This is a genomic window from Streptomyces sp. NPDC008150, assembly GCF_042956945.1.
In the GTDB taxonomy this organism is placed as follows: Bacteria; Actinomycetota; Actinomycetes; order Streptomycetales; family Streptomycetaceae; genus Streptomyces.
Genome location: NZ_JBIBHJ010000004.1, coordinates 233720 through 259882, shown reverse-complemented (window position 1 = coordinate 259882; position 26163 = coordinate 233720). Strand labels below are relative to the sequence as shown.

26 protein-coding genes are annotated in these 26163 nt (G+C 72.7%); 11 read left to right on the top strand and 15 right to left on the bottom strand.

What is annotated here, in order from left to right:
* Positions 1–121: 121 nt before the first annotated feature.
* Complete coding sequence (locus ACFZA0_RS12905; protein WP_391014838.1) at positions 122–2554, top strand: tetratricopeptide repeat protein; 2433 nt, start codon at positions 122–124, stop codon at positions 2552–2554.
* A gap of 15 nt (positions 2555–2569) precedes the next feature.
* Here the strand turns inward: ACFZA0_RS12905 and ACFZA0_RS12900 are convergent, their stop codons facing one another.
* Positions 2570–3007 carry an ATP-binding protein gene (locus tag ACFZA0_RS12900; protein WP_391014836.1) on the bottom strand — a complete coding sequence of 146 codons (438 nt, stop codon included), beginning with the start codon at positions 3005–3007 and terminating at the stop codon, positions 2570–2572.
* Between the two features lie 126 nt (positions 3008–3133).
* Here ACFZA0_RS12900 and ACFZA0_RS12895 point away from each other — a divergent pair, with 126 nt between their 5' ends.
* The 5 genes from ACFZA0_RS12895 to ACFZA0_RS12875 are packed head-to-tail and all read left to right on the top strand — an operon-like array spanning position 3134 to position 4884.
* Positions 3134–3973 carry a Scr1 family TA system antitoxin-like transcriptional regulator gene (locus tag ACFZA0_RS12895; RefSeq protein WP_391014834.1) on the top strand — a complete coding sequence of 280 codons (840 nt, stop codon included), beginning with the start codon at positions 3134–3136 and terminating at the stop codon, positions 3971–3973.
* Between the two features lies 1 nt (position 3974).
* Positions 3975–4187: a DUF397 domain-containing protein gene (locus ACFZA0_RS12890; RefSeq protein ID WP_391014832.1), complete on the top strand. Its 213-nt coding sequence runs from the start codon at positions 3975–3977 to the stop codon at positions 4185–4187.
* 39 nt (positions 4188–4226) lie between these two features.
* A complete protein-coding gene (locus tag ACFZA0_RS12885; protein WP_391014830.1) occupies positions 4227–4424 on the top strand; it encodes a DUF397 domain-containing protein in 198 nt (65 codons plus the stop codon).
* Positions 4425–4475: 51 nt separating this feature from the next.
* A complete protein-coding gene (locus tag ACFZA0_RS12880; protein ID WP_391014828.1) occupies positions 4476–4670 on the top strand; it encodes a DUF397 domain-containing protein in 195 nt (64 codons plus the stop codon).
* A 16-nt stretch (positions 4671–4686) separates the two neighbouring features.
* Entirely contained in the window at positions 4687–4884 is a 198-nt protein-coding gene (locus ACFZA0_RS12875; protein WP_391014827.1) for a DUF397 domain-containing protein, read from the top strand.
* A gap of 12 nt (positions 4885–4896) precedes the next feature.
* Here ACFZA0_RS12875 and ACFZA0_RS12870 read toward each other — a convergent pair whose 3' ends face one another.
* Genes ACFZA0_RS12870 through ACFZA0_RS12860 form a run of 3 tightly spaced genes read right to left on the bottom strand, consistent with a single transcriptional unit; the run spans position 4897 to position 7480 of the window.
* Positions 4897–5640, bottom strand: a complete 744-nt coding sequence (locus ACFZA0_RS12870; RefSeq protein WP_391014825.1) for an ATP-binding cassette domain-containing protein — start codon at positions 5638–5640, stop codon at positions 4897–4899.
* Positions 5637–6221 (bottom strand): hypothetical protein, encoded by a 585-nt coding sequence (locus tag ACFZA0_RS12865; RefSeq protein ID WP_391014823.1) that lies wholly within the window; start codon positions 6219–6221, stop codon positions 5637–5639. The genes ACFZA0_RS12870 and ACFZA0_RS12865 overlap by 4 nt, the downstream gene beginning before the upstream one ends.
* Positions 6218–7480 carry a hypothetical protein gene (locus tag ACFZA0_RS12860; RefSeq protein WP_391014821.1) on the bottom strand — a complete coding sequence of 421 codons (1263 nt, stop codon included), beginning with the start codon at positions 7478–7480 and terminating at the stop codon, positions 6218–6220. The genes ACFZA0_RS12865 and ACFZA0_RS12860 overlap by 4 nt, the downstream gene beginning before the upstream one ends.
* A gap of 410 nt (positions 7481–7890) precedes the next feature.
* Between ACFZA0_RS12860 and ACFZA0_RS12855 the strand changes: the two genes are divergently transcribed.
* On the top strand, positions 7891–9003 hold the full coding sequence (locus tag ACFZA0_RS12855) for an ADP-ribosylglycohydrolase family protein (RefSeq protein ID WP_391014819.1): 1113 nt from the start codon (positions 7891–7893) through the stop codon (positions 9001–9003).
* 25 nt (positions 9004–9028) lie between these two features.
* Here the strand turns inward: ACFZA0_RS12855 and ACFZA0_RS12850 are convergent, their stop codons facing one another.
* From ACFZA0_RS12850 to ACFZA0_RS12835, 4 genes are all read right to left on the bottom strand, one after another.
* Complete coding sequence (locus tag ACFZA0_RS12850) at positions 9029–10609, bottom strand: sodium:solute symporter family protein (RefSeq protein ID WP_391014817.1); 1581 nt, start codon at positions 10607–10609, stop codon at positions 9029–9031.
* Between the two features lie 385 nt (positions 10610–10994).
* On the bottom strand, positions 10995–11186 hold the full coding sequence (locus ACFZA0_RS12845; RefSeq protein WP_391014816.1) for a DUF397 domain-containing protein: 192 nt from the start codon (positions 11184–11186) through the stop codon (positions 10995–10997).
* Positions 11187–11463: 277 nt separating this feature from the next.
* Positions 11464–12321, bottom strand: coding sequence for a Scr1 family TA system antitoxin-like transcriptional regulator (locus ACFZA0_RS12840; RefSeq protein ID WP_391014814.1), 858 nt, complete (start codon positions 12319–12321; stop codon positions 11464–11466).
* A 612-nt stretch (positions 12322–12933) separates the two neighbouring features.
* Positions 12934–13689: a GPP34 family phosphoprotein gene (locus ACFZA0_RS12835; RefSeq protein WP_391014812.1), complete on the bottom strand. Its 756-nt coding sequence runs from the start codon at positions 13687–13689 to the stop codon at positions 12934–12936.
* 221 nt (positions 13690–13910) lie between these two features.
* Here ACFZA0_RS12835 and ACFZA0_RS12830 point away from each other — a divergent pair, with 221 nt between their 5' ends.
* Both ACFZA0_RS12830 and ACFZA0_RS12825 read left to right on the top strand, forming a co-directional pair.
* On the top strand, positions 13911–16517 hold the full coding sequence (locus tag ACFZA0_RS12830; protein WP_391014810.1) for a D-alanyl-D-alanine carboxypeptidase: 2607 nt from the start codon (positions 13911–13913) through the stop codon (positions 16515–16517).
* A 351-nt stretch (positions 16518–16868) separates the two neighbouring features.
* On the top strand, positions 16869–18890 hold the full coding sequence (locus ACFZA0_RS12825; RefSeq protein WP_391014808.1) for an MFS transporter: 2022 nt from the start codon (positions 16869–16871) through the stop codon (positions 18888–18890).
* A gap of 88 nt (positions 18891–18978) precedes the next feature.
* Here ACFZA0_RS12825 and ACFZA0_RS12820 read toward each other — a convergent pair whose 3' ends face one another.
* Both ACFZA0_RS12820 and ACFZA0_RS12815 read right to left on the bottom strand, forming a co-directional pair.
* Positions 18979–19500, bottom strand: a complete 522-nt coding sequence (locus tag ACFZA0_RS12820) for a glutathione peroxidase (protein ID WP_391014806.1) — start codon at positions 19498–19500, stop codon at positions 18979–18981.
* 35 nt (positions 19501–19535) lie between these two features.
* On the bottom strand, positions 19536–20555 hold the full coding sequence (locus ACFZA0_RS12815) for a helix-turn-helix domain-containing protein (RefSeq protein ID WP_391014804.1): 1020 nt from the start codon (positions 20553–20555) through the stop codon (positions 19536–19538).
* An 83-nt stretch (positions 20556–20638) separates the two neighbouring features.
* Here ACFZA0_RS12815 and ACFZA0_RS12810 point away from each other — a divergent pair, with 83 nt between their 5' ends.
* Positions 20639–21832 carry an MFS transporter gene (locus ACFZA0_RS12810; protein ID WP_391014802.1) on the top strand — a complete coding sequence of 398 codons (1194 nt, stop codon included), beginning with the start codon at positions 20639–20641 and terminating at the stop codon, positions 21830–21832.
* A gap of 69 nt (positions 21833–21901) precedes the next feature.
* On the opposite strand, the gene ACFZA0_RS12805 is transcribed toward ACFZA0_RS12810, so the two are convergent.
* Together ACFZA0_RS12805 and ACFZA0_RS12800 are read right to left on the bottom strand one after the other, a co-directional pair.
* Positions 21902–22504, bottom strand: a complete 603-nt coding sequence (locus ACFZA0_RS12805) for a nitroreductase family protein (RefSeq protein ID WP_391014800.1) — start codon at positions 22502–22504, stop codon at positions 21902–21904.
* 256 nt (positions 22505–22760) lie between these two features.
* Positions 22761–23411, bottom strand: coding sequence for a DUF4232 domain-containing protein (locus ACFZA0_RS12800; protein ID WP_391014798.1), 651 nt, complete (start codon positions 23409–23411; stop codon positions 22761–22763).
* Positions 23412–23828: 417 nt separating this feature from the next.
* Between ACFZA0_RS12800 and ACFZA0_RS12795 the strand changes: the two genes are divergently transcribed.
* Positions 23829–24485, top strand: a complete 657-nt coding sequence (locus ACFZA0_RS12795; RefSeq protein ID WP_391015354.1) for a DUF2238 domain-containing protein — start codon at positions 23829–23831, stop codon at positions 24483–24485.
* Between the two features lie 116 nt (positions 24486–24601).
* Here the strand turns inward: ACFZA0_RS12795 and ACFZA0_RS12790 are convergent, their stop codons facing one another.
* From ACFZA0_RS12790 to ACFZA0_RS12780, 3 genes are all read right to left on the bottom strand, one after another.
* Positions 24602–24862: a hypothetical protein gene (locus ACFZA0_RS12790; RefSeq protein ID WP_391014796.1), complete on the bottom strand. Its 261-nt coding sequence runs from the start codon at positions 24860–24862 to the stop codon at positions 24602–24604.
* Positions 24849–25124, bottom strand: coding sequence for a hypothetical protein (locus ACFZA0_RS12785; protein ID WP_391014794.1), 276 nt, complete (start codon positions 25122–25124; stop codon positions 24849–24851). Before ACFZA0_RS12785 ends, ACFZA0_RS12790 begins: the two co-directional genes overlap by 14 nt.
* A gap of 66 nt (positions 25125–25190) precedes the next feature.
* On the bottom strand, positions 25191–26072 hold the full coding sequence (locus tag ACFZA0_RS12780; RefSeq protein ID WP_391014792.1) for a peptidoglycan-binding protein: 882 nt from the start codon (positions 26070–26072) through the stop codon (positions 25191–25193).
* Positions 26073–26163 lie beyond the last annotated feature (91 nt).

Below are 26163 nucleotides of genomic sequence, written 5' to 3'. Positions count from 1 at the left end.
GACGGGGCGGCGCGTACTCCTGTGCGCCGCCCGCCCGCCGGGCCACACTTGCTGCCGTGAACCCGGTTGCCCGGAGGGGGAGTTGGCCCGCCCAGGGCGCCGTCCGAGGAAAGGACGTGCGGTGGCCCCGCAGCACCGGCACCAGCGGCCGTCGATGCAGCAGCTCATACGGCAGCGCAGCCGTGCCGGGTTCGTCGGCCGGGGCGCCGAACGTGCCGCGTTCCGGGCCAACTTCGACCTGCCGCCAGAGGACGAACGGCACCGTTTCCTCTTCCACGTGCACGGCAACGCGGGCGTCGGCAAGACGTTCCTCGTCCGCGAGTGGGAACAGGCGGCCCGCGAGAGGGGCGCGCTCACCGCGTACCTGGACGAGAACGTCGGCAGCGTGCCGGAGGCGATGGCGGCGCTCGCGCGCCAACTCGACCCGCAGGGAGCGCGGTTCAGGGAACTGGACCGGCTGCTGGCCGCCCACCGCGAACGCCGCCACGAGGCGGAGGCGGGCGCGACGACGGAGCCGGTGCCGCCGACGGGAACGGCACCGGACGGTCCGGGGGCGCCGTCGCCCGGCAGTCTCGCGGTGGCCCGGGCCGGTCTGGTGGGTCTCGGCATGGTGCCGGTGGCAGGAGCCTTCGCGGGCGCCGTCGACCCGTCCCAACTCGCTTTTGTGGCAGACAGGTTGAGGGCGGGCCTCACGTCGCGGCTGCGCTCCCCGGAGGACGTGCGGCTGGTGCTGTCCCCGGAAAGCGTCCTCACCCCGGTGTTCCTCGACGAGCTGGCCGGGGTCGCCGCCGAGGTCCCGTGGACCGTCCTGTTCCTCGACACGTACGAGCGGACCGGCCCCCTGCTCGACGGCTGGCTGCACGAGGTCGTCACCACCGACCGGCACGGCGCACTGCCCGCCAACGTCGTGGTCGTCACCGCCGGGCAGCAGCCCTTCGACCTGGCCCGCTGGGGCGGCCTCGCCGACTTCGTCGCGGACGTGCCGCTGGGCCCGTTCACGGAGGCGGAGGCACGCGGACTGCTCGCGGACAAGGGGATCGTGGCGGAGCCGGTCGTCGCGGAGGTGCTGCGGCTGAGCGGTGGACTGCCCCTGCTGGTCTCGACGTTGGCCGAGCAGCGCCCTGCCGGACCCGACGCGGTCGACGACCCGGGCGCCACGGCCGTGGAGCGCTTCCTGAAGTGGGAGCACGACCCGGTCCGCAGGGCGGCGGCGCTCGCGGGCGCCCTGCCCCGCCGCCTCGACCTGGACGTGTTCCGGGTGGCCGTCGACTGCCCTCCCGGCGACGCCGACATCCTCTTCGGCTGGCTGCGCGGGCGCCCCTTCCTCGACGACCGCGGCGACCGCACCCGCTACCACGACCTGGTGCGCGGCCCGATGCTCCGCCTCCAGCGCCGCAACGCGCCGCGCGACTGGACGGCCCACCACGAACGCCTCGCCGCCGCCTTCGCCCGCTGGAGCGACGAGGAGGCGGCGGGCCTGGACCGCCCGGACGCGGTGTGGGACCACGAGCCGTGGCGGGCCCTGCGCCTGGAGCGCACCTACCACCTGCTGTGCGCGCGGCCCACCGCCGCGCTCCCGGCGGCCCTGGCGGAACTGGTGCAGGCATGCCGGTGGCGCACCGAGGGGCAGCGCTGGGCGAGGGCCCTGGAGGAGGCGGGCGAGGCGGCCGACGCGGGCGCGCTCCGCGACTGGGGCCGCAGGCTGCGCGAGGCGCTCGCGGACGAGGCGTCCGGGGTGTCGGGCGCGATGGACGTCATCCTGTCCGGCACGGTTGCGGACCGGGCCTGCCGGGCGGGCGCCCACGGCCTGCGGGGCAGGGAGCTGCGGGCCGCCGAGGAGTACGGGAGGGCGGTCGCGGAGTTCGAGCGGGCCGTCGAACTCGCTCCGGAAACAGCCTGGTTGCACTACGGCCTGGCGGTCACGCACCGGCTGGGCGGGGACTACGAGGCAGCCCTGAACGCCCTGGACCGGGCCGACGCGCTGAGCCCGGACGACGTCCTGATTGCCGTCGAGCGGGGTGAGACCTGCCGCAACGCGGGCCGGTTCGCCGAGGCCGAGGCCCACTTCGACCGGGGGGTGGCCCTCGACCCCGCCGACAACACCGCCCTGACCGGCCGCGCGGTCTGCCGGCACGCGCTCGGCCGCCGCACGGAGGCACTGTCCGACTTCGACCACGCGCTGACCCTGCGCCCGGACGACCTGTGGGCGCGGGTGCGCCGCGCGCGGCTTCGGCGTGAACTGGCCGACGAGGAAGGGGCGTTCGCCGATCTCGACCACGCGGCGGCCCTCGCCCCCGACTCGGCGTGGGTCGCCTCCGAACGTGGCGACGCGTACCGCCTCGCGGGCCGTTTCGCCGAGTCGGTCGCGGAACTGGGCCGCGCGATCACCCTCAACCCGGCCTACCCGTCCGCCCTGGCGAGCAGGGGCGCCGCCCGCTTCGAACTGGGCGACCGGGAAGGGGCATTGAGCGACATCGACCACGCCCTGGCACTGCGGCCGGACTACCCCTGGGCCGAGCACGTCCGCGGTCGGGTCCTGCTCGGGCGGCACTGAGCACGGGACGGGTGATCACGCGGTGCGCACCTCCGCCCACACCGTCTTGCCGGGCGCGCCCTCGCGCGGGGCGACGCCCCAACGGGTCGCGAGCGCCGCGACGATGCGCAGGCCCCGCCCGGCCTCCGCGTCGCCCGGCGGCTCCCGGTCGGACAGCAGGGGGACGCGCTCGGTACGGGTGTCGCTGACCTCGACGCGCACGGTGGCGCCGCCACACGTCAGCCGCACATGGAAGTCCCGCCCCGCGACGTGCCCGTGGCGTACGGCGTTGGCGGCGAGTTCTGCCGTGATCACGGTGAGGGTGTCGTTGACGTCACCGCCGTAGGGGTGGCCCCAGGTGTCGAGCCGGTACGAGACCAGCTGCCGGGCGAGGCGCGCCCCGCGCGTGGAGGAGGTGAAGGCCATCGCGAACTCGGGCGTGTGCACCCGCTGGGTGGAGATTCCGCTGTTCATGTGGCTCACGGTGACGCGAGCGCCCTAGCGTGAACAGACACGGTGCGCGCACAGGGAGTTGCTGTGGGTGGCCATGTGTGCGGGTGTAGGCGGGGGGGTGCGTGACGGCAGGGAGGCGGTGCGGGGATGACCGAGACGGTCGACGAGGGGGAGCAGTCGGAGCCCGACGCGGGCACGGGCATCCTGCGGGTGTTCGGGCGGCAGTTGAAGAGGTTCCGCGTACGGGCGGGCCTGGAACGCCCGGAGTTCGGCGCGCTGACGGGCTACTCGGTCTCCACGATCGCGGCGTACGAACAGGGGCGGCGGGTCCCGCCACCGAGGTTCATCGACCAGGCGGACGAAGTCCTCGACGCGGCCGGGGTGTTGACGGAGATGAAGGAGGAGGTGGCGAGGGCGCAGTACCCGGCGTTCTTCCGGGACGCGGCGCGGCTCGAAAAGACAGCGGGTGAGCTGTGGGTCTACGCGACACAGGCGGTACCTGGGCTGTTGCAGACCGAGGAGTACATGCGAGCAGTGTTCGGCATGGGACGTCCCCTGCTTGACGAGGAGACCGTGGAGCGGCAGGTCGCGGCCCGCCTCGCCCGGCAGGTCGTGTTCGACCGCAGGCCCGCGCCCCTGATCAGCTTCGTGCTCGATGAGGCGGTGCTGCGTCGGCCGCTGGGCGGACCGGTGGTCACACGTGGGCAGTTGGAGCATCTACTGCTCGTCGGCGCCCTTCGTAACGTGGAGATCCAGGTCATGCCACTCGATCGCGAGGACAACGCAGGAGTGGACGGCCCATTCATTCTGCTGTTCGTGGATTCGGGAGACCGGGTGGCATACCTTGAGGCGCAAGGTCGCAGCACAATGGTCACCGAGCGGCGGGAGGTGCAGGCAATGGCATCGCGCTTCGGCATCATCCGGGCGCAGGCTCTCACTCCGTGCGAATCCCTGTTCTACGTAGAGAAGTTGCTTGGAGAGGTGTGACATGAACGAGACCCCGGGTGCGATCGGCGAATTGTCCTGGCACAGGAGCAGCTACAGCGGTGCGGCCGGTGGCGAGTGCGTCGAGGTCGCATCGTGCAGGCAAGCTGTACGTGTTCGCGACTCCAAGGACACCGGCCGGCCGAGCCTCGCAGTCGGACCTGCCACCTGGAGCCACTTCATCGGGTTCGTGGACGCAGGCTCGCCTTCCGACTGAACTCTGTCCCCTGTGGGGCCGTTGCAGGAGGGATACGGCATGAACGAGACCGCGGGTGCGGCCGAGCGGTTGCCCTGGCGCAAGAGCAGCTACCGCAGTGGCGAAGGCGGGGAGTGCGTCGAGGTCGCCGCGCTCCCTCATGCCATCTACGTACGTGACTCGAAGGACGTTGACCGCCCCGCTGTTCCGGTCACCGCTGCCGCGTGGGCGACTTTCGTCGGATTCGCGGTTCAGTAGGTCCACGTCCCGCGTGCACGCTCCGCCCCTCTTCCAGAGATCCGGAGAGCCATGAACGTCGAGAAGCCCACCGATGCCCCGACATGGTTCAAGAGCAGCTACAGCACCGGAGACGGCGGGCAATGCGTCGAAGTCTCCGTCTGCCCTTACGCCGTGTACGTGCGCGATTCCAAGGACACGGCCCGTCCGAGCGTCGCCGTCGGGCCGGACTCCTGGAGCCGCTTCGTTGGGTTCGTCGGCGAGTAGGAGTGGAGGGCGCGAGGTGAACGAGAAAACAGACGTGTTGGGCGGGGAGCCCTGGCGCAAGAGTAGCTACAGCAGCGGAGCGGGCGGCGAGTGCTTGGAGGTTGCCGCGCTGCCCCACGGCATCCACGTTCGCGACTCCAAGGACACCGCCCGCCCCGCCATCCCCGTGACCGCCCCCGCCTGGGCCGCCTTCATCGGGTTCGCGGGGCGATAACCCGCGCCGCCCTCAGGCGGCCACCCCGTGGCCCCGCAGCAGCGCCGTGTACGCGCCCTCCGCCGCGCGCCCCGCGAGGGTGTCGGCCGGGGTGTGGGCGAGGAACGCGGCCGTGTCGCCGTGGTGCAGGACCGCGCCGCCGTGCATGACGGTGACGTGGTCCGCCTCCTCGGCCAGGTCGGCCACGTCGTGCGTGGACAGCAGGACGCGCACGTCGTCCGTCAGGCTGTTCAACGCGTCGCGGAACACGCGCCGTTGGTACGGGTCCATGCCGGCCGTCGGCTCGTCGAGCAGCAGTACCCGCGCCCCGTGGACGAGTGCCGCCGCGACGCCCACGCGTCGCAACTGCCCGCCGGACAGGCGCCCCGTGCGGGTCCCGGACTGTTCCGTCAGGTCGACCCGGGACAGGGCCCCCTCCGCCTCCCGCCACGCGTCGGCGCGGTTCATGCCCTTGAGCCAGCCGACGTACGCCACGTACTCCCGCGCGGTGAGCGTCGGTACGGCGGTGACGTCCTGGGGCATCCAGGCGACCGCCCGCCGGAACGCGGCCGTGCCCGCCGCCGTCCCGTCCAGCGTCACGCGCCCCCGCTGCGGCACGGTCACCGACGCGGCCAGCTTCAACAGCGTCGACTTTCCGGCCCCGTTGGGACCGAGCAGGACGGTCAGGCCGGCCGGGACCTCGTAGGAGAGGTCCCGCAGCACCGGCTGGCGCCAACGCCGGTAGGCATAAGTGCAGTTGGTGAGTTCGAGCGTCATGCCGGTCGTCTCCTCGGCGATCTGGACTGGACGGCGAGGCCCGCGCCGCACATCAACACGGCGGCTGCCGCCGCCAACACGCTCTCCGGGGGCAGGGCGACGATGTTCCACGAACGGGGCCTGCCCGCACGGGAACCCGTGAGGACGAACGCCATCAGCCAGCCCACCGGCAGCAGCACCGCCGTCCGGCCCATGCGGACCCGGCCGAGCAGCATCAGCCCGGTCAGGAAGACCGTGTCGCGTCCGGCGACCAGGGCCGCGTCCGACCTCGTCACCGCCGCGACGAGGCCCGAGACCAGCACCGCCGCCACCAGGACCGCGCCGACGAGCATCACGTCGAGGCGGGCGACGGAGCGGACCGCCGTCGCCTCCGCCGCGGGCAGCCCGGACTCCAGGGACAGCATCAGCAGCCCGAGCAGCGGCACGGGGACGAACACCGACAGCACCACCGTCGCCATGCCGCCCCCGAAGGACGGCAGCAGCACGGTGCCGCCGCCCGCCGCGTACAGGCCGACCCCGAGGACGACGAGTCCGAGCGGCAGCAGCGTGCCCGCCCGGCGGGCCCGGAACCACCAGGTCATACGGCACCCGCCTCGCACGTGGCGAGCGCGTGGCGGATCCACGCCGTCTGCGTGGCGTCCGGCTTCGCCAGCAGCCGGTCGACGGTGGCGGCGACGGGTCCCTCCTGCGCGGTGTCCCCCTCGGCGCGGCGGCGCCTGTCGTACGACGCCCGCTGGCCGGTCCGTTCGGCGCCCCAGAGGTGGACGACGTGCTGGAGCCGGACGCCGGGCTCGGCGCACCTGAAGTCCAGTGCGCGGATGGCCACTTGGTAGCCGGTGTCGCCCTTCGGCACGTATCCGGTGAGGTTCATGTGCCACTCCGCGGCGCTCGCCCGTCCGCCGGCACCCGTGTAGCTGTCGGTGATCAGGGCGGGCCCGGCGGTGGTGACGCCCAACTCCCGCAGGGTGCCGAGTACGTTCACGGTGTCGCGCCGGGCCTGCGGCAGCGCCGTGGAGACGTCCGTCGGCGCGCACAGGCGCGGTGCGGTGCCCACACAGGTCATCGGCGCGTGGCCCCCGCTCTCCGGCGGCAGGTACCCCCAGTCCGCCACCGCCCGGTACGCGCCCAGCACCCCGCAGACGGCCACGGCGGCGGCCGCCAGGACCCGGAGGGACAGCGCACCGCGCGGCAGCCACAGGACCAGCACCGCGACCGCGACGGAGCCGGCCAGCAGCACCGGGACGCCCACGAAGGCGAGGGTGGGCAGCTCGCCGAAGCCGACGCTCCCGTAGACGCCGGAGACGTACCGGGCCCACGCGGGGTCCACCGCGATCGTGAACGACACTCCGACCCAGTCGGCCACCGCCAGCACCGGCGCCGCGACGACGCGCGGGGCCACGAGTCCGACCGCGAAGCCCACGGCCGCGTGCGCCGCGCACAGCACCGCCCCGCCCAGCGGCAGCAGCAGGCTGCCCGGGGTGGGCGCGGTCGCCTCCAGGGCCAGTGCCAGGGCACAGGGCAGCAGGAGGACGAGCCAGGCGAGGACGACGACCGGCGCGAGGGCGTTGACCGCTACACGGTGACGCGAACGGACCGGCGCCAGTTTCCACACCCCGGAACTCCGCAGCCGCCCGCTTTCCCAGCACGCGAGAGCGGCGGCCGACGCATAGGCGAACGGATAAAGGGAGTTCAGTGCCTCGGCGACAATGGTCGGCGCGTAATGGTGGTATTCGCCGGGATGGTTCTGCCGCCCGATCGTGTAGAAGGCGGCGGTCAGCAGAAGGAGAAAGGGTGCCGCCCACGGCGCGATCCCGCTGCGGAACGCGGTGCGGAACCTCACGCGCCCACCGGCCGGTTCACCAGCACGGACCGTGCGTACGGAGAGCGAGAGAAGCGGAGACGAGAACGGACCGGAAGCGTCACTGAAATTGTCCCTCGTGCGCCCCTTCGGCCGACATGGCCGAAATGGTCGACAGCGCCGAGCCCCCTGCCGGAAATTAGCAGCGCCGTTCACGCACGGTCAATCCTGAACTCCCCTGCCCTTTCCGTATTCCGGTCGGCACCCCGGTCGGCGGCACGCGCCTGCTTCTCACGGTGGACACGACCCGCGCGGGGCAACCCGCCCCGACCGGCCGGACCCGTTCACCGCACCCACACGCCGACGACCGATCCGGCACCTGAACGGAACGTTCCCGGTCGATTACAGTGCTGAGCTGTCGTACGTACGGGCAGTGCCGCGAGGAGGTCTGGGTGAGTGCGACAGCCGGGGCCGTCTGGGGGCGTACGGAACAGCAGGACTTCCGCAGCCGGGTGCGCGGCGCGCTGCTCGGCGCGGCCGTCGGGGACGCGCTCGGAACACCCGTCGACACGCTCGGGCTGGCGGACATCCGCGAGGCCCACGGCGCGGAGGGCGTCGTCGATCTCGCGTCCGCGCACGGCAGGCGCGGCGCCGTCACCCATCTCACGCAGCTCAGCCTGTTCTCCGTGGACGGACTGATCCGCGCGCAGGTACGGCGCGACACGGGCGCCTGGCACCCGCCGAGCGATCTGCACCGGGCGTACCGGCGCTGGTCGGCCACCCAGCACGACTGGGGCCCCGACGAGCGCCGCAAGGAGGACGGGTGGCTCGCCCGCGAGGAGTGGCTGTACGCGCGCCGCGATCCGTCCCGCGCGCTGCTGCTCGGCCTCGGCGACGACACGATGGGCACCCTCGACCGGCCCAAGAACCCCGCCGAGCCCGGTGCCGAGGCCGCCGCGCGTTCCACGCCGTTCGGGCTGCTCGTCGGCTGGGAGCCGCAGCTCGTCGCCCAACTCGCCGTGGAATGCGCCGTGCAGACCCACGGGCACCCCGTCGCGCACCTCGGCGCGGGCGCGTACGCGGTGATCGTGCACGCGCTGGCCCGGGGCGACGATCTCGACACGGCCGTGCAGCGCGCCCTGGCCCTGCTGGCCGCCCGGCCCGGTCACGGGCCCGTGTCCGACGCGCTCCAGCACGCGCTCGGCGCCGTGCGGCAGGGGATGCCGACGGCGGCCCGGGTCGAGGAACTCGCCGAGGGCGGTGGCGCGGACGCCACGCTGGCCGTCGCCGTGTACTGCGCCCTCGTCGCCGACGACGTCCGGCACGGGCTCTGCCTCGCGGTCAACCACAGCGGTCCGTCCGCCGCGGCGGGCGCGCTGACCGGCGGGCTGCTCGGCACCCTGCACGGCGAGACGGCCCTCCCGCCGGCCTGGCTGGCCGAACTGGAGGGCCGTCCCACGCTGTTGGTGCTCGCCGACGACTTCGCGATGGAGATGACGCAGGGGCCCGCCCTGCACGGCCCCGCCGGCGCCTCCCCGGGCTGGCTGTCCCGCTACCCGAGGTAGGCGCCGGCACCTCCCGCGCCGGCGGTCAGTCCTGCACGCGCGCGGCCACCGTGCCGTCCTCCGGCGTCTCGGCCGGGGCGGGTACGGCCGCCGCGGCCGAACCGCTGTCGTCGCCGTCGGTGTTGATCCGCTCGATGAGGGCGTCCCGCTCCGGGGTGTCCTCCGGCTTCACGTAACCGATGAGGATGTACAGCACCAGCGACACCGCGAGCGGCACCGAGACCTGGTACTGCAACGGGACCCCGCCGTCCACCGCCCAGTTGATCGGGTAGTTGACCAGCCAGAAGGCCACGAGGCCGAGCGCCCAGCTCGTGAGCGCCGCCGTCGGGCCCGACCGGCGGAACGGCCGCAGCAGACCCAGCATCATCGGGATCGCGATCGGACCCATCAGTCCGGCGACCCACTTGATGACCACGGTGATGATGTCCTTGAACGTGGGGGAGTTGACCTGCGTGGCGACCGCCATCGACAGGCCGAGGAAGACGACGGTCGTCACGCGTGCCGCGATCAGGCCCGCCCGCTCGCCCCACTGCCGGGCCCGTTCCGACACGGCGGGTGCCACGTCGCGGGTGAACACGGCGGCGATGGCGTTCGCGTCCGAGGAGCACATGGCCATCGTGTGCGAGAAGAAGCCGACGACCACCAGGCCCAACAGGCCGTGCGGGATGAGCTGTTCGGTCATCAGGGCGTACGAGTCGGAGCCGTCCGGCTTCTGCGCGTGCACCAGCAGCGGCGACATCCACATCGGGAAGAACAGCACGACCGGCCACACCAGCCACAGTGCCGCCGACAGCCGCGCCCCCCGCTCGGCCTCGCGCGGGCCGCGCGTCGCCATGTAGCGCTGGGCCTGGTTCAGCATGCCGCCGTTGTACTCGAACAGCTTGATGAACAGGAACGCCAGCAGGAACACCGTCCCGTACGGGCCGACGAGCGGCTTGTCGTGGCCGTGCAGGGCCGCTTCGTCCCACGCGCCGAAGAAGCCGCCGTGGTCGTCCAGCTTCAGGACGACGGCGACGAACATCGAGATGCCGGCCAGCAACTGGATGACGAACTGGCCCAGTTCGGTCAGCGCGTCCGCCCACAGGCCGCCGATCGTGCAGTAGACGGCGGTGATGGCGCCGGTGATGAGGATGCCCTGGTTGAGGGACACCCCGGTGAACACCGACAACAGGGTTGATATCGCTGCCCACTTGGCGGCCACGTCCACGATCTTCAGCAGCATGCCGGACCAGGCGAGTGCCTGCTGGGTGGGGAGGTTGTAGCGGTTCTTCAGGTATTCGAGGGGCGACGCCACGTGCAGCCGCGAGCGCAGTCGGTTGACGCGCGGCGCGAACAGCTTGGACCCGATGGCGACGCCGAGCGCGATCGGGAACGACCAGGTGACGAACGATGTCACGCCGTAGGTGTAGGCGATGCCCGCGTACCCGGTGAACATCACCGCGCTGTAGCCCGACATGTGGTGCGAGATGCCGGAGAGCCACCAGGGCATCTTGCCGCCGGCGGTGAAGAAGTCGCTGACGTTGTCGACGCGCTTGTGGGACCAGACACCGATCGCGATCATCACGCCGAAGTAGCCGATGAGCACGGCCCAGTCGAGACCGTTCATGTGTCCCCTTCCAGGGTCCGCTTCCCGCGGTCCGCCTTGTGAACTCCGCTCAGCTGGTTGCCACTTCGCACGAGCCGGACGAGGGCGCGGAAGGCTGCGAAGTGCCCGCTCATGGTGGGTTCGTCAGCGTGGGCACGACAAGGAAGCGTAAGGTCAAGAGCAGGCAAAATAGTTCTGCTTTCTGACCTTGGTTCATCTACCTGAACGCGAGGGGGGTGGGAACAGGCCATTCCGCACGCGGTGCGGGGAGGCGTTCGCGGGCAGCGCAGAGCCCCCTCGGCTAGGACGGCGACTGGTCGAGAGGGCTCTTTCGGTGGTGCTTATGAAGTTGTGCCGTGCCCCGGTCGGGGCTTCGGGCGGATCGGGGGATCGGGAGATCCCGCGGTCACGCCTTGACGGAGGCGACGAACGAGTTCCACGCGCCGGCGGGGAACGAGAGGGTCGGGCCGTCCTGGACCTTGGAGTCCCGGACGTCGAGCGCCGTGAACACCGGCGACTTGACCTCCACGCACGCGCCGTTCCCGGTGGAGTAGGACGACTTGGTCCACGAGTTCGTGGCGCCCTGACGAATTGCCATTTTCGCTCCGGATTAACAGTTGTTGAGTTGCTGTCGCCGGACTGTGCGGCCCCCGGGGGTCGCACGGCACGGTTTGCGCCAACGCTGGTTCCTCGATGGCGTGATCGACGCTACTCGCCAACTCCCTTGGGCGAAGGGGGCATTCACTCGACCGGATGGCATATGTCGCCGGGTCTTCCCATCCGGCCGACGGACGGTGTACGGTGCGTCCGCTTCGCCCGGATGGGTGATCAACATCCCGGAATCGGAGCGGAACCGCCGCCCCGCACCCGCCGCTTCAGCGGGCGTACTCCTTCGCGATGTCGGCGATGAACTGCCGCGACGACTCGACGTTCAGCGCCTGCGCCCTCAAGTGCTCGTACATCACGCTGTACTTGCCGACGTCGTTCGCCTTCTCCAGGTAGAGGTCGCTGGTGACACCCTCGATGTAGACGACGCTGGAGTCCGTCGCCTCCGGGAACTCGAGGATCGCGTACTGGCCGTTGAGCCCGGGGTGCGCGCCCAGCTCGAACGGGATCACCTGCACGGTCACGTGCGGGAGCTGCGACTGCTCCACCAGGTGCTCCAACTGGTCGCGCATCAGCGACTTGTTGCCGACGACGCGGCGCAGCGCCGCCTCGTCCAGCACCGTCCACAGGCGCAGCGGGTTCTCCGGCGCGGTGATGCGTTCCTGCCGGCGCAGCCGGACCTGGACGCGCTTGTCGATGTCCGTCGACGGTGTCTCGGGCAGGGCGCCGGCGATCAGCGCCTCCGCGTACTGCCGGGTCTGGAGCAGGCCCGGCACGACCTGCGGGTCGTACACGCGCAGGCTGGCCGCGTCGGTCTCCAGACCGATGTAGACGCTGTACGGGATGTCGCCGAAGGAGTGCCACCAGCCCTGCTGGCGCGAATCCTTGGCCATTTGCATCAGCGAGTCGACGATGCGGACGTCCTCCACCTCGTAGACCCCGCACAGGTCCCGGACGTCCCGCTGGCTGATGCTGCGCCGCCCGTTCTCCAGGCGGCTGATCTTCGACTGCGACACGAGGAGCCGCTCCGCGACCTCCTCCGCCGTCATGCCCTTGAGCTCACGGAGCTTGCGCAGTTCCTGGCCCAGCCGGCGTCGCCTGACAGTGGGATTGACATTGGACACCACGGACGTGCACCTCCGGCTCAATGCCCTGACTTTGCGTATCTGCTGTTGAGCAGACTGCCACCAAGGTGCTTCTTACCGCTGGCGAACGACGTTTATACGGCCGCCCTTACGACCGACGAGCGCCTGTTCACGGCTCTGCGACGGGAGTTGGGACCGACCGTACGGGTGCCGTACGGGTTGGCGCGGGCCGCCGCGGTGCCCGCCCGGGGGTGCGGCAGCGCGGGGCGGCGGGACCGTGGTGTCGTCCGACGTACGGTCCTGCCACCCCGCGCGTACCAGCGGCTCCCGGTTACGGGTCTCTGGGGACTGCTCTCGCGGCGGTCAACGGCGCGTGGTGCGGGTCTTGCGGGTGAAGCGGTTCGTTCGGTGGTGAGGGTGTTGGTGGTTCCGTTGGGTCGTGCCGAGCGGTGACGCGGGCGCCGGGGCGGCGCCAAGTGGTGCGTGGTGGTGCCTTGTTGGTGCGGTGGTGGCAGCGGTGCCCGGTCGCGCCGGGCCGTGCCGTACCGGTCCGGGTGGCGCCCGGACGCGGCGGTGGAACCGGTTGGCCGGCGGGCGGACCGGGGTCAGGGGCACCGGGGGAGGTGCGTGACTCCGTGCGCCCGCCGCACCGCGCTAGTGCACCGCGGCGCGGACCATCGATCCGTGGCGCGGCTGCATCGGAACACCGTGTGCGGGTTCCTGCGCCGGCCTGGCCCCTGCGGTCGGGCGGGCTGCCGCCGCCGCGGGACCGCGACGCGGCTGGGCCGCGGCGCCGTTCTGGACGTCCATCACGGCGTGTGCCACGAGGCCGCCCATCGGATCGTGCCTGATCAGGTCCCGTAGCCGGGAGCGGGACGATCGTCCCTCGTTGCCCGGATACAGGTGCTTGCCCAGGCCGACCGCGTGCGCCAGGGCGGCGAGCGCCGCGGTCCGCGGGTCCGGCGGTACGCCGGTGCGGATCGCTGAATCGAGCCGGGTTCGGATCTCCCGGCTGATGGCGGTCTCCGTTGCCTGGTAACGCGTGGTCGGCAGCACCCCGCACATCTGACCCGGCACGGCATGCACCATGCCGCACCGCTCCAGATGCGAGAGATACGTCTGGCGGAGCCCCAGCCGGGGCCCGCCGATCCAGTTCACCGCACGTACCGGAGCGCCACGCCTGCGTAGCAACTCCAGTGCACAGTCCAGTGTTGGATCTCCGGTCGGCCGTGGCGCCACCACGGCGATACGATCCCCGTCCGGGGCTATACGTCCGGCCAGTGCCAGCTCGACGAGCTGCGCTCCGGCCAGTCCGAGGTCGAGCGACTGCGGCTGCGCAGTGGTACCCGTGGTCGGGTCCAGTGCGAGCAGTAGAAGCTCTTCCGGAATTGTTCTGCGGCTCCTGCCCATCCATGCCTCCCCGCGTGGATGAATGACAGGGTGACCCCTCTCACATTGGTCTGTCGAGGGTGCGTGACCTGTTTGTTAGGGAACCGGTAGATATGTCGTTCTCGTCTACCACGTGGGTTAAGCCCGCACACAGGACACTGGTACATGGTTCGGACGGCGAAGAGGACGCGGTGTCCGGCGGCGGTTCACGGTTCGGTACGCGCACGAGGTACGTGCGGCGCATGGAGGAGGCATCGGTGGCGGGCGAGTCCCCCGACAGGTCGAAGCAGCGCGAGTCGTCGGCGGAAACGACGTCGGGGAGCGCGGGACCGGTTCCCGAGGCCAGGGGAGAGCAGGCGGACACGTCGTCCGCCCCCGCGTCCGCCCCGCGTGATCCGCGGGTCGCCATGGCGCGGACCTCCGGCGGTTCGGCGGGCGCCACCGGCGCCACGGACTCCCCGGCGCGCGGCGGCGTCGACACGGCGACCCGTGTCCTGTCGCTGCGGGACGCGGAGGCGCCGGAGGACGCGGAGCCGAAGGGTGCGGAGCCCGAGGACGGCGAGCCGCAGGACGCGGAGCCGAAGGACGCGCGGCCGACCACCCCCGAGCCTCTCGACGGGGCGGAAGCGGAGGCGGAGGCGGAAGCCGCATCCGGTACCGACGCGGACTCGGACACGGACGGGCGGGAAGCGGGCGCCCGCGGGCCTGAACGGGCACAGGAAGCCCACAGGGACGCGGAGGCACCGGAGGGCGCGCAGGAGGGCGTGCAGGCCGCGAGCGCGGCGCACAGCGACGCCGAGAGCGCCCCCGCGGCTGCCGCCGACGACGCGGACGACGCCAACGACGCGGACGATGAAGCCGGACCGCCCGCGAAGGCGGAGGCGGAGGCGGCCGAAGGCGATGCCGACACCGCCGAGGACGCCGGCGCTCCCAAGGACGAGCGACTGCGTGCCGTCGTCGCGGCCTGGGTCCACTCGGCGGACGACGCCGGGACCGGGGCGGGGGCGCCGTCCGGCGGCGCGGCCGACGACGAGCCCGCGGACGCCGAACCCACCGACTCCGAGCCTGCCGACGCACAAGGTGCCGTTTCCGGGTCTGCCTCAACTGCCGCTTCCGAGGCGGACGTTGCCGAGCCGACGGACGCAAAGCCCGTTGCGGACAAGCCGGTTGGCGGCAGCGCCGACGACGACGAGGCCGAGGGTGACGCCGACGGCGAAGCCGGGTCCTCCGACGTGTCGCCCGCCGACGCGCCCTCCGCCGGCGGCGGTGCCGCAAAGGCTCCCGCGGGCAAGCCCGTTGACAACCCCACCACCGCCTTCAAGGCCGTCCGGCCCGACAAACCGCGCGTCGACCAGCCCACCACGATGCTGAAGATGCCCGGCACCACCAAGGCGGGCGGGACCGACGCGACCGCCGCGCCCGAGGAGTCCCCCGCCGAGCGCACCAGCAAGTTCGTCGCGCTCAAGCCGCTCGACGACCCGTCGACCAGGGGCTCGCGTCCCGTGCCGGCGGAGGCCGCTCCGTCCGCGCCCCGCCCCGGCGCGGACCGCACCACCCAGCAGCCCCTGCCGCCGAAGCCGCCGCTCGACCTGCTCGCCGAGCTGACGAACACCCCGCCGCCGCCGGACACGGCGGTCCGCACGACCCTGCGCCGGATCAAGATCTGGACGCCGCTGGTCCTGCTGCTCATCGTGGTCTTTGCGGTCGCACAGGCCGTACGTCCGCTGCCGACGCCCGGTCTCACGCTCACCGCCGACGACTCGTACACCTTCGACGGCAAGTCCGCCGCCCTGTCGTGGCCGAGCGAGGGCCAGGGCTGGATGGACGTCGAGGGCGTCGGCACGATGGGCGACGTCGGCAAGCAGACGCCCGTCGCCATCGGTTCCGTCGCCAAGGCGATGACCGCGTACATCGTGCTCAAGGACCACCCGCTCCAGGTGGGCAAGGAGGGCGCGAGCATCCCGGTCGACGCGACGGCGGAGAAGGAGGGCGGCTACGACAAGGACGGCGAGTCCACCCTCAACACCGTCAAGGCGGGCGACAAGCTCACCGAGAAGCAGGCGCTCTCGGCGATCATGATCCCGTCGGCGAACAACATCGCGCGGCTGCTGGCCCGCTGGGACGCCGGTTCCGAGGCGGCGTTCGTGAAGAAGATGAACGCCACCGCCAAGAAGCTCGGCATGACGAACACCACGTACACCGACCCCTCGGGCCTGAAGGAGTCGACGCTCTCCACCTCCCGGGACCAGGTGAAGCTGGGCAACGAGCTGGTGAAGATCCCGGCGCTGATGGCCATCACCAAGCTGCCGAGCTGGACCGACCCGTCGGGCAAGGTGTGGGGCAACTACAACCACCTCGTCCCCTACGACGGCGCCCTCGGCATCAAGACCGGCACGACCACCGCGGCCGGCGGCAACCTGCTGTTCGCGGCCACCAAGGAGGTCGGCGGCGAGACCGTCACCGTGGTCGGCGCGATCCTGGGCCAGCACACGGCGCCGATCATCGACACCGTCAACGCGGTCAGCAAGACGGCGATGACGTCCGCGCAGTCCGCGCTGAAGTCGGCGACGATCCTCAAGAAGGGCCAGGTCGTCGGGTACGTGGACGACAAGCTCGGCGGGAAGACGCCCGTCGTCGTCACCAAGGACGTCGCGGCCGTCGGCTGGGCGGGGCTCAAGGTGAAGCTGTCGTTCGAGGCGGACGACGTGCCGCACACCGCGAAGGCGGGCACCAAGGTCGGCACCCTCACGGTCGGCGACGGCACGGACGGCGCGGTCAAGGTGCCGGTCGCCCTCCAGAACGACCTTACCGAGCCGGGCTTCTCGGCCAAGCTCACCCGCATCCTCTAGAGCCGCGACGGACAGCGCGGACGGTACGGACAGCGGCGAACCGGTGCGACCGGTGCGGGCCGGAGGCGCGGGCGGAGCACCCGCCCGCGCCTCCGGCCCGTCCGGCCCGTGCGCCCCGCCCGAACAGTGCGAACGCCCGGCCCGAGTGCGCCCCCGTCCGCGCCACACGGGCATCCGCGCACCCCGTCGGGGCGCCCCGCCCCGGGCCTCGGCCGCGGGGTGCGTGCTAGCGTCACGAATCGGGCAGGTCGCCGGTCGCGGGACGACCCGGCCGAACATCGCGGTACGTGACCGTGAACAAGACCGGACGCGGCCGAGAACAGAAGACGGGACACGGGGAGTTGCCTTCAGGTGACCACTGCGGAGCCGACACGCGCCGACGACGCCGACCAGGGTCGGGGAACGGGCTCGCGAATACGCCTGCCCGCGCCCAGGACGACCCCGCTTCCTGAGCCGGTGGGAGAAGCCGTCACGGCGCCCGCGCCCGAGGCGGCCCGGGAACCGTCGTCCGAGGTGCCCCGGCCCGCGTCCGCCGCGGACCCCGCCGGCGCCGACCACGCCCAGCCGCCCCTCGGCCGGCGCGGCGACGTGCCCGGCGGTCCGGCCGCCGGTCCGCCCGCGCCCACCGGACTCGCCGCGCGGTTCTCCGTCGTGGCGGCGGCCGTCCGCGAGCAGGTGTCGCGGCATCCGGTGCTCGCCGTCACGGCGCTCTCCGGCGTGCTGCACGTCGTGTGGTTCTTCACGTTCGCCAACAGTGGCGGCGACCTCGCCGCGCAGGACGCGTGGGCCGAGTTCGTCGGCCAGCACCCGGACTCGGCGTACAACCTCGCCTGGTACGGCGGCATGCACCCGGTGTCGTACAGCGTCGTCTCGCCGTACCTGATGTCGGTGCTCGGCGTACGGACGACGATGATGATCGCCGGGACGTTCTCGGCGGGCCTGCTGACCCTGGTCCTGCTGCGCAGCCGCTCCGTGCGCAACGTCGGCTGGGCCTCGCTCGTCGGCGTCTTCGCGTTCCTGTGCAACGCCGCGTCCGGCCGGGTCACCTTCGGCCTCGGCACGCTGTTCGCGCTGGGCGCCGTCGCCGTCGTCTTCTGCTGGCCGCACCGCTGGCGCTACAAGCGCTGGGCGAAGGCTCTGTGCGCGGCCCCCCTCGCCGCGCTCGCCACCATGGCGTCACCGGTGGCCGGCCTGTACGTGGGGCTGATCGCGGTCGCGCTCTTCCTCCAGAAGCGGCGTCCGGGCGCGTGGGCGCTCGGCCTGGCGCCCGCCGCCGTCGTCGCGGTCTCGGCGTGGCTGTTCCCGTTCTCGGGCACCCAGCCGATGAAGATCGGCTCGGTGATACTGCCGCTGCTGTACTCGGTGCTCGTGCTCTTCCTGGTGCCCCGGCACTGGAAGACGGTCCGCATCACCTCCGCCGTGTACGGCCTGTCCGTGCTCATGGTCTGGCTGATCAGCTCGCAGATCGGCTCCAACATCACGCGGATGGCGATGCTGTTCGGCGGGGTCGCGCTGGTGGCCGCGCTGCCGTTCACCGTGCCGCGCTCGCGCAAGTGGTACACGATCGTCCTGGGCCTCGCGCTGTTCACGGGCTGGATCGGCTACAAGTCGGTCGACGACGTCGTGCACACCACCCCGACCGCGTCCTGGGCCCGTGAACTGGCGCCCCTCGTCAACGAACTCCAGCAGGTCGGCGCCGAACGCGGCCGCGTCGAGGTGGTCCCGGCCCGCTCGCACCGCGAGGCCTCCGCGCTCGCCCCGTACGTGAACCTGGCCCGCGGCTGGAACCGCCAGGCCGACATGGAGCGCAACCCCCTCTTCTACGACGACACCCTGAACTCGGCCAACTACCGTGAGTGGCTGTCGCGTTGGGCGGTGCACTACGTGGTGGTGCCCAAGGACGAGCCGGACGGCGACGGCGGCGAACGCGAACGCGCCCTGGTCCAGAAGGGCATGCCCTACCTCAAGCAGGTCTGGGGCGACGCCAGTTGGCAGCTCTTCGAGGTCCTCGACCCGACCCCGCTCGCCGACCCGCCCGCCACCGTCGACCGCGCTGAGCAGGGCGAGCTGACCGTCGAGGTGAAGCAGCCGGGCCGCATCCTCATCCGCGTGCCGTACTCGCCGTGGCTGGGTCTCGTCGACGCCGAGGGCAAGGGCGTCAAGCAGCCCCAGGAGACCGAGGAGTCCAAGAACCGCGCCGACCAGGACAGCCCCAAGACGTACGACAACGTCAACGGCTGCCTGATGGAGACGGACAAGGACGGCGCGGGCGACCGCTGGACGGTGCTCGTCGCGCCCCGCGCGGGCGTCTACCGCCTGGCCTCCCCGTACCAACTGCCGCGCGGCACCCCGTGCCCGGAGGAACTGCGCTGAGCGCGGGCGGGCCGGGCCCCCGACCAGGGGGACCCGGTTCCGCCCCGTTCCGCCGGTCCGGCCGGTCCGGTGGCCCCGGCCGGTGCGGTCAGCCCGCCAGCTGGGCCTCGACGGCCGCCACGACCTCGGCCGACTCCGGCTCGGTCTGCGGCGAGAAGCGGGCGACGACCGTGCCGTCCCGCCCGATCAGGAACTTCTCGAAGTTCCACCGGATGTCGCCGCTGTGCCCCTCGCCGTCGGCGAAGCCCACCAGACGCTCGTACAGGGCGTGCCGTCCGTCACCGTTCACGTCGACCTTCTCGGTCATCGGGAACGTCACGCCGTACGTCGCCGAGCAGAACTCGGCGATCTCCTCGGCGCTGCCCGGCTCCTGCCCCATGAACTGGTTGCACGGCACCCCGAGCACGGTGAACCCGCGCGGCGCGTACTGCTCCTGAAGCCGTTCGAGACCGGCGTACTGCGGGGTCAGCCCGCACTTGGACGCCACGTTGACGACGAGTACGGGCGTACCCGCGTACTGGGCGAGGTCGGCGGAGCCGCCCTGGAGGGTGCCGATCTCGACGCCGAGGGGGGACGTGGCGTTGTTGCCTGCGTTGTCTGTGTTCGTCATGCTGCGGATGCTAGACCGGCCGGTCGAACGGGCGGTCACGAGGCCGCCGCCGTCACGAGAACGTCCCCCGCCTCCGTGCGCGCGTACAGCACCGAACGGCCCGCCCGTCGCCGGTCCACGAGCCCGGCCTCCAGCAGCACCCGCAGATGCCGTCCGACCGAGCCGAGGCCCTGGCCCGTCACCGCGGTCAGCTGGCTGGTGCTCATCGGCGACCCGAGCAGCACCAGCACCGCCGCCCGCGCGGACCCGAGCAGCGCACCGAGCGCGGCCGGCACGCCCGCACCCGGGGTTCCCGTGTCGGCGAGGACGCCGTCGCAGGCGTAGACGACGGCGTACGCGGCGGAGCGCCGGTCCGGCGCGCCGCAGGTGTCCCGGGTCCCGTCGGCCGCGTGGGGCGTGTCCCACGCCACCCAGCCGGTGCGGGGCGTGACGGGCACCAGAAGGAGCCCGGCGTCGGTGAGTTCGCGCGGCGGGTACGGGCGCAGGTTGATCTGGAACCGGTTCCCGCCGAGCCAGCGCGTACCGGGCCGCAGGGTGTCCAGGACGGTCGCCCAGCCGTCCCGTCCGACCCGGGCGGTACGGGCGACGACGTCCGCCTCCAGGACGTGCCGACGGCGCGGCCAGTACGGGCGTACCGCGTCGGCCCAGACGTCCTCCAGGAGCGCGGCGGCCCGGTCGGGCAGGTCGTCGCGCTCCAGCGCGGCGGGCAGCGGGCCGGCGCGGGACACCCGGAGCTGGGCGCGGGCCAGCGCGGGCGGGGCCGCGCGCACCCGGGCCACGGCCGCCTCGAACGTCTCGCCGTCGCGCGGCACGGGCGTCAGGAAGTCGGCGGTCCACTCGCGGCCGATGCCGGACACCATCAGCAGGGCGGTCAGCGGGTCGGCCGCCAGGCGCCGCCGGTAGCCGGGCAGGTGCTCACGCAGCCACTCCCGCTCACCGGGATGCGCGCCCGTGCCCCGGTGCAGCAGCTTCACGCTCGCGAACGTCTCGGCGAGCGGCGACAGCACGAAACGGCTGCGCGCGAGCGTCTCGGTGCCGAGCTCCCACCACCCCATGTGCCCCCCGTTCCGTCCCGCGGTGTTTTCGCGCGGACGCGAAACAATAACCACCGGCCGCCGCCGCGCCCGAGACTCCGGCCATGCGCAGTCATCGTTACCGCGACCTGTTCCGCACTCCCGAGTTCACCCCGCTGTTCCTCTCCTCGTGCGCGTCCGTCGCCGGCCAGACGGTCGGCGGACTCGCCCTGGGAACACTGGTGTTCAGGACCACCGGCTCGCCGCTGCTCGCCTCGGTCAGCATGTTCGGCCCGGCGCTGGCCCAGGTGCTGGGCGCGACGTTCTTCCTGTCCGGCGCCGACCGGTTGCCGCCGCGCGCCACCATCACGGCGGTCGCGCTCGCCTTCGGGGCGGGGCAGGCGGCCCTCGCGCTGCCCCGGCTCCCGGTGTGGGCGGTGCTGGCGGTGGTTCTCGGCCAGGGCCTGGTGTCCGCCGCCGCGGGCGGGGTGCGCTGGGGCCTGCTCACCGAGATCCTCACCAAGGACGGCTATCTGCTGGGGCGTTCGGCCTTCAACATGATGAACGGCCTGCTCCAGATCACCGGGTTCGCGACGGCGGGCGCCCTGCTGGCGGTCCTGTCCCCGCGCACCATCCTCCTGCTCTCCTCGGCCCTGTTCTGCGCGGCCGGCCTGCTGGCCCGCCTGGGCCTGACCCCCCGCCCGCCCCGCACGGCGGGCCGCCCGACGATCGCCGCCACCTGGAAGGCCAACTCCCTCCTTCTCTCCGACGGTTCACGCCTGCGCGTCTACCTGGGGCTGTGGGTGCCGAACGGCCTGGTCGTCGGCTGCGAGTCCCTGTACGTGTCGTACGCGCCGCACTCCGCGGGGGTGCTGTTCGCGTGCGGGGCGTTCGGCATGTTCGTGGGCGACCTGTCCGTCGGACGCCTGCTCCCGCCGCGCCTGCGCCGCCGCCTGGCCACCCCTCTGCTGACCCTGCTCGCGACGCCGTACCTCGCGTTCGCCCTGCGTCCGTCGCTGCCGGTGGCCGCGTGCTGCGTGGCGGTCGCGTCGGTCGGCTTCGGGGCGAGCCTGGTCCAGCAGGAGCAGCTCATCGCCCTCACCCCCGACAGCCTGAACGGCCACGCCCTCGGACTGCACTCGGCGGGCATGCTGACCCTCCAGGGCACGTGCGCCTCCCTGGCCGGCGCGACGGCCCAACTCACGTCCCCGGCAACGGCGATGACACTGACGGCGGCGGCGTCCCTGACGATGACGGCGACGCTGGCGCTGTGGACACGGGGATCCCGACAGCGGCACCCGCAGACGGCATCTGTCTGACGGGGGCCGGCACCGCACCCGTCGCGCCCCGCACACCGGCACGGACGGCGGGGTGAGGCGCGGAGGCGGCTACCCGCGCCGGCCCCACTGCCCGGCGTGCACGACCTGGTCGGGTTCGCGGCGACGGTCGCGGACCCGGTCGCTCTGCGGCGGCAGACCCGGTGCCCGGTGTCCGACAGTGATCGCACCGACGGGCGCGTACTCGTCGGGCACCCCGAACTCCGCCCGGAAAGGCCCGAGTTCGTTCGGCATGATGGCGAAGAAGCAGGCGCCGAGCCCTTCGTCGACCGCGCTCAGGAGCATCAACAGCGAGGCCATCCCGGTGTCGACGAACCAGTACGGCGCCGGCCAGCGCGCCTCCGCACGGTCCTCCCACCCCTTGTCGGCCTCCGCGTAGCGTTCCAGGTAGGCCGACTTGTGGGCGAGCGGCACGACGACGAGTGGGGCGTTCGGCATGGTCGGCGACCGCTCGGCCCGCGTCGGCGCGACGCGCCAGAACCGCGCCCGGTCGGCCGGTTCGGTGAGCACCAGGAACGCCCACCCCTGCGCGTACCCCGCGGAGGGTGCCCGCAGGGCCGAGCCGACGATCCGCTCGACGACTTCCGGAGCGAGCGGCTCGTCGGAGTAGTGCCGGACCATGCGCCGCCGTCGCAGAACCTCACGGAACTCCATGCGGACGGATCATGCCACCACCGCGCCGGGCAGCCTCCCGGCCCCGCCCTACAGGGCGTCCCGCACGGCCTTCGCGGTGGCGGCGGGGTCGTAGTCCTCCGGGACGCCCTCGACGAGGATGATGTCGCCCGCGATGCGCCGCGAGCGCGGGTAGTGCACGGCCGGAAGCGGTGGATCACCTGGATCCTGGCAGTCGGCGCCTCTCCCGGGCGACCCACATACCCCTCACTGCAACGCTGTTGACGCGATCCCGTGGTCACTTGCCCGAGCCGACCGGGTCGACCGTGACGGGCGGGGCGGTGTTGCCCGAGTCGGGGACGGTGACGGCGAGGTCACCCAGGTCCAGGACACGGGACTGGGTCTCGTTCGGCGGGGTGATGGTGACGCGGGTGAACGTGTCGCCGCTGTCGCTCTCCTTGTAGTGCAGTGCGGCGCGGGTCTCCTCGCCGGGCGCGAGGGTGACGTCGGGGGCGGCGACCGAGGTGCTGCGGGCCGCGCTGACGCCGATGCCGTCGTCGCCGCCCAGGTCGACCCCGGGGAAGCCGTGCATGGTGCAGGCGGCGCCGCCGGTGTTCTTGAAGTTGAAGAGGATCTCGCCCTCGGCCATGCCGCCGGAGGCGGACACGACGAGATCCTTGGTCCGGCAGACGGTGTTCGCCGCGCCGGCCTGCCCGGACGTGCCGCTCCCGGACGTGCCGCTGCCGGTGGACGAACCGGCCCCGGAGCCGCCGGAGCCACCGGTCGTGGGGGTGGCGGAGCCGGAGGCGCTGCTGCTGGAGTCAACGGAGTTGGTCGAGGCGCTGACGCTGACGCCGGTGCCCGGGTCGCAGGCGGTCAGCGAGACGACGGCGGCGACGGCGGTGAGGACGAGAGCGGGGACCTTGGCGGAGATCTTGTGGGCACGCATCGTTGCTCCAGGGCGGTCGGAAGTCCCGAACGGTCGGGCTGCTGACCGGTCCGATGCGGCCCCCGCCGACATTGTTCGCGCCCCGTCCGCCCCGGGACAGTCCCGTGACAAACGGCGGAAGGCGCCGTGACACGCACGGCAGGAGCCCCGGCCGCGCCCGGTCCCGTGTCCGTCCGGGCCGTGCGTACCCCGGTAGCGCGCCCGTCCGGCTTGAGTAGGTGTACTCATGCCGGTCCCTCCGGCGCGGCCGCAGGCTGTGCGCAGTGGGTGTCCGGGGGTCGGGCACGGACGGCGACAGGGACGGCGGGCGGCGGCATGGACATCGGCACGGGTGCGGGCGTGGGAGCGGGAACGCGGACCGGGCGGGCGGGACGGCCCTGGGGGCCGCTGCTGGCGCTCTCCTTCACGGTGGTGGTCATGGTCGTCTCGGGATGGCGGCCGGCCGACCGGACCACCTGGGTGATGGAGACGTTCTGGGTGATCCTCGGGGTGCCGCTCGTGCTCCTCGTGTGGCGGCGCTTCCCGCTCACCGGGCTGCTCTGCTGGCTGTTGGCGCTGCACGCGCTGGTGCTCGCCGTCGGCGGCCACTGGACCTACGCGGAGGTCCCCGCCGGCGACTGGGTGCGTGACACCTTCGGGCTGTCGCGCAACCCCTACGACCGGCTCGGTCACCTGACGCAGGGCGTCGTGCCCGCCGTGCTCGTGCGCGAACTCCTCGTCAGGACCTCGCCGTTGCGCGGCAGCCGCTGGCTCGCCCCGATCACCGTCTGCGCGTGCCTCGCCTTCAGCGCCTTCTTCGAACTCATCGAATGGTGGGCGGCCCTCGTCGGCGGCCACTCCGCCGACGCCTTCCTGGCCACCCAGGGCGACGTGTGGGACACCCAGTGGGACATGTTCTGCTGCCTGATCGGCGCGGTGCTGTCGGTCCTGGTGCTCAGCAGGCCGCACGACCGCGCCCTCGTCTCCCTCGCGTCGCGCACGGCGGACGGCGGCAGGACGCGCGACGGCGACGGCGACGGCGACGGCGACGGTGCGAAGGCGCCGGGCGGGCGGCGGGAGCCGGTCGGGGCGTGAACCGTCCGGGCCCGCGGGGGCGGGGGCCGGTGCGCCGCCCCCGTGCAGCGGCGCAACGCGGCTTCACCGGCCGGGAGTTGACGCCCCCAAGGCCCGCCCTCGCGGCTCCCTCACCCTCACCGCCCGGCGGCCGCCTCCCACAGGGCGACCCCCAGGGCGGTGCACGAGGTCAGCGCGGCCAGGGACGGCAGCGGCCAGCGGGTGCGTTCCAGGGCGTCGAGTCGGTCCTCGTGGTCGCCCAGGGTCTTGTCCGTCTGGTCGGCGCGCTGGAGAAGGAGCGCCAGGTCGCCGCGGGTCGTCGCGAAACCGACGTCCACCGCGCGGCGCAGCCGCTCCAACTCGATGGCCACGCCTGCCTGGTGGTCATCGCCCGTCATCGGCATCACCTCCCTCCGCGGCCGACTGCTCCGGGCCGGCCTGGGTGTCCGGGGACACCGTGCCGCTCAGCCATGCCGGCAGCAGGCGTTCGACCGCCGGTGTCGACATCAGACGGCTCAGCGCGGTCGCCGCCGCCACGAGTGCCGTGAAGGCCGGGAGGTCCGCGAGACCGGGCGTGCCGGCCAGCAACGGAAGCACCGCCACTGCCGCCACCAGCGTCTGAATCGTCGTACGTACCGCTCTGCGACTTGGATCCTGCACGGTGACTCCTTCGATGCCCGCCGTACGGCGGGTGGTTGATGGTGGGTGAGGCGGGGCGGGGTGGGGTCACCCGCGCGGGACGTGCAGTTTCGCCCAGCTCGTGGCGCCCGGGACGCCGTCCGCGTCCGAACCGGAGTAGCCGAGCTTGCGCTGCCAGGCGGCGTACGACGCACGGTCGGCCTCCGTCCACGACGGGCCGGGACCGACCTGGTACCGGCCGCACCCCACCGCGACCAGCCGCTTGCCCATCGCCGTGATCACGGCACTGCGCCGCCCGGTCGCGAAGAACGCCGCACCCGGGAACGGCTCGTACGGGACGGCGGAGCCCGACGGTGAACCCGTCGACGGGACAGGGGACTTGGCGGCCAGACGGGCCGCGACCCGGGTGCGCACGGATGTCATCGAGAAGCTCGGGTCGACCTTCCGGGTGGTCCACTCCTTGTGGCCGATCACCCGCGCCGCGCCCCACCCGTGCGCGCGGCAGACGGCCGTGGCGACCTTCTCCACCGCCGCGAGCTGCGCCTCCGGGTAGGGGTCGCGGCCGTTGCCGAGGTTCTCGATCTCGAAGCCGTAGAAGTGCGTGTTGCCGTCGACCGCGTCCGCGCCGGGCCTCGCCGGCAGCGCGGTGCCGGTGCGCACGGCGTCGTACACCGCCCGGGAGCCCAGGCCGGCGTGGTTGGTCCTGCCGTAGCCGACCAGGTGGACGGTGCCGTCCTTGGCGACGACGCCCACGCACAGCGGGCCCGGCAGGTCGGAACGGCCGTTCTGGCACAGGGCCACGCTGTTCGTCCCTGCGGTGTGGTGCAGCATCACGCCCTCGACCGGGCCCCAGGCCCCGACCGCGTCGCGGTTGTGCGTGGACCAGGAGCCGTGGGTGGTGACGGTGACCCCTTCGCCGACCAGACGCGCGTGGAACGCGGCGGCCGACAGGGGGGTGGTGGTGGACATGGGAACTCCTCTGGAGTCGGAGGGGGAGCGGGACGGACGGAGAACGGGGGGCGGCGGAAGCGGGACGGGTGGGCGTGATGCCGGCCGGTGG